This is a genomic window from Halorubrum sp. SP3, from assembly GCF_005435195.1.
Taxonomy (GTDB): domain Archaea; phylum Halobacteriota; class Halobacteria; order Halobacteriales; family Haloferacaceae; genus Halorubrum; species Halorubrum sodomense.
Genome location: NZ_SGTU01000041.1, coordinates 1 through 3,180, shown reverse-complemented (window position 1 = coordinate 3,180; position 3,180 = coordinate 1). Strand labels below are relative to the sequence as shown.

The following is a 3,180-nucleotide window of genomic DNA, read 5'->3' as shown; positions in this document are numbered from 1 at the left end:
ACTCGTGGCGAATAGCTCAGTAACACGTGGCCAAACTACCCTTCGGAACACAATACCCTCGGGAAACTGAGGCTAATAGTGTATATCATACCACCACTGGAATGAGTGGTATGCCAAACGCTCCGGCGCCGAAGGATGTGGCTGCGGCCGATTAGGTAGACGGTGGGGTAACGGCCCACCGTGCCAATAATCGGTACGGGTCATGAGAGTGAGAACCCGGAGACGGAATCTGAGACAAGATTCCGGGCCCTACGGGGCGCAGCAGGCGCGAAACCTTTACACTGCACGACAGTGCGATAGGGGGATCCCAAGTGCACAGGCATAGCGCCTGTGCTTTTCGGCACCCTAAGGCGGTGCCAGAATAAGGGCTGGGCAAGACCGGTGCCAGCCGCCGCGGTAATACCGGCAGCCCAAGTGATGGCCGATCTTATTGGGCCTAAAGCGTCCGTAGCTGGCCGCGCAAGTCCATCGGGAAATCCACCTGCTCAACAGGTGGGCGCCCGGTAGAAACTGCGTGGCTTGGGACCGGAAGGCGCGACGGGTACGTCCGGGGTAGGAGTGAAATCCCGTAATCCTGGACGGACCGCCGATGGCGAAAGCACGTCGCGAGAACGGATCCGACAGTGAGGGACGAAAGCCAGGGTCTCGAACCGGATTAGATACCCGGGTAGTCCTGGCCGTAAACAATGTCTGCTAGGTGTGGCTCCCACTACGAGTGGGTGCTGTGCCGTAGGGAAGCCGCTAAGCAGACCGCCTGGGAAGTACGTCCGCAAGGATGAAACTTAAAGGAATTGGCGGGGGAGCACTACAACCGGAGGAGCCTGCGGTTTAATTGGACTCAACGCCGGACATCTCACCAGCATCGACTGTGGTAATGACGATCAGGTTGATGACCTTATCCGAGCCTCAGAGAGGAGGTGCATGGCCGCCGTCAGCTCGTACCGTGAGGCGTCCTGTTAAGTCAGGCAACGAGCGAGACCCGCACCCTTACTTGCCAGCAGTACCGCGAGGTAGCTGGGGACAGTAGGGGGACCGCCGTGGCTAACACGGAGGAAGGAACGGGCAACGGTAGGTCAGTATGCCCCGAATGTGCTGGGCAACACGCGGGCTACAATGGTCGAGACAAAGGGTTCCTACTCCGAAAGGAGACGGTAATCTCAGAAACTCGATCGTAGTTCGGATTGTGGGCTGCAACTCGCCCACATGAAGCTGGATTCGGTAGTAATCGCGTGTCATAAGCGCGCGGTGAATACGTCCCTGCTCCTTGCACACACCGCCCGTCAAAGCACCCGAGTGAGGTCCGGATGAGGCGTGCCACGCACGTCGAATCTGGGCTTCGCAAGGGGGCTTAAGTCGTAACAAGGTAGCCGTAGGGGAATCTGCGGCTGGATCACCTCCACCGACCCGAGACCTCCCACACGGGAGGCTCACCTTACGACCGTCACCACGACGGTCACTACTCATTCGCACTGGTCTGTGTCCCGTCCGTCCACCCACCGGCTTGGACACCGCAGAACGACCACGGCCCACACAACACGCGAGAACCTTCCCCACGCGGGAAGGTGGGCTCATAGCTCAGCGGTAGAGTGCCTCCCTTGCAAGGAGGATGCCCTGGGTTCGAATCCCAGTGAGTCCATGTCCGTTCGGTCCGAATCCGTCCCCTTATATGGGAGACGCGACTCGGATCGAACACGACGACCGATGCACCATCCCGGGAAACCGCGGATGGGAAGGGTTCGACGAACGCCCCGTCACACCCGGGGCGATTCAATGACAACCGTGTATACGTGCGATCCAGACGTCCACTGAACTCATCCGAGTTCGTGGAACGTCAGTGAACCATATACAGTCGGAATACTCTGACGAGTATTTCTGACACCGTCAGCACTCTCTTCGGAGAGTTGGCTGACACACTACTGGCTACTGTGCCAGCTGGTGAATGGCTCGGCTCGAGAGCCGACGACGGACGTGCCAAGCTGCGAAAAGCTCGTGGGACCCGCATGGAGGGTACGAACACGAGATCTCCCAATCGGAATCCGTTCAACAATTGCCACGCGCAATAGGGAACGCCCTGAATTGAAACATCTCAGTAAGGGCAGGAAAAGAACGCAACAGCGATGTCGTCAGTAACCGCGAGTAAACGCGACACAGCCCAAACCGAAGGTCTTCGGACCAATGTGGTGTTCGGGTTGACAACCAAATCTCGACAACTCATCTGAAGTCTCCTGGAACGGAGCGTGAAACAGGGTGACAACCCCGTAAGATGAGTCAGTACGGATGGCGTCAAATCCAGAGTAGCAGGGGTCGGATATCCTCTGTGAACATTCCAGGCATCCCCTGGAAAGGCTAAACACTCCTCGAGACCGATAGCGAACAAGTAGCGTGAGCGAACGCTGAAAAGCACCCCGAGAAGGGCGGTGCAATAGGGCCTGAAATCAGCTGGCGATCGAGCGACAGGGCGTACAAGGCGTCTCTCGAAACGACCGAGAAGCGATTCTCTAGTAGGAAGAGAGACGAGCCGGCGTCGTGTCGTGCGTTTTGAAAAACGACCCAGGGAGTGCACTTGATTGGCGAGTCTAACCCGTGAACCGGGGAAGGCGCAGGGAAACCGATACGGCCGCAGCACATTCGTGCGAGGGCCACCGTGTTCAAGCGCGGGGAGTCAATCGGGTGCGACCCGAAACCAGGCGATCTACGCGCGAGCAAGGTGAAGCGTGGCGAAAGCCACGTGGAGGCCTGTTAGAGTTGGTGTTCTACAATACCCTCTCGTGACTCGTGTGTAGGGGTGAAAGGCCCATCGAGCCTGGCAACAGCTGGTTCCAACCGAAACATGTCGAAGCATGACCTCTCCCGAGATAGCCCGCGGGGTAGAGCTACCGATTGGATGACCCGCCTCCGAGAGGAGTCGGCCATCCTGTCGAACTCCAAACCCGCAGGCGTCGCAGACGGAGGGAGTCCGGTGCGCGGGGTAAGCCTGTGTACCGTGAGGGGAACAACCCAGAGCCGGGTTAAGGTCCCAAAGTGTAGATTAAGTGCGATTCGAAGGTGGTCTCAAGCCCTAAACAGCCGGGAGGTGAGCTTAGAAGCAGCTACCCGCTAAGAAAAGCGTAACAGCTTACCGGCCGAGGTTTGAGGCGCCCAAAATGATCGGGGCTCAAATCTACCACCGAGACCTGGCCG

General features: G+C 58.3%; 1 tRNA gene and 2 rRNA genes. All 3 read left to right on the top strand.

Features of this window, described 5'->3' with window-relative positions:
• Positions 1-1,399 (top strand): 16S ribosomal RNA (locus tag EXE42_RS14990); the annotation flags it as partial.
• A 165-nt stretch (positions 1,400-1,564) separates the two neighbouring features.
• A tRNA-Ala gene (locus EXE42_RS14985) sits at positions 1,565-1,636 on the top strand.
• Positions 1,637-1,911: 275 nt separating this feature from the next.
• A 23S ribosomal RNA gene (locus EXE42_RS19415) occupies positions 1,912-3,180 on the top strand; the annotation flags it as partial.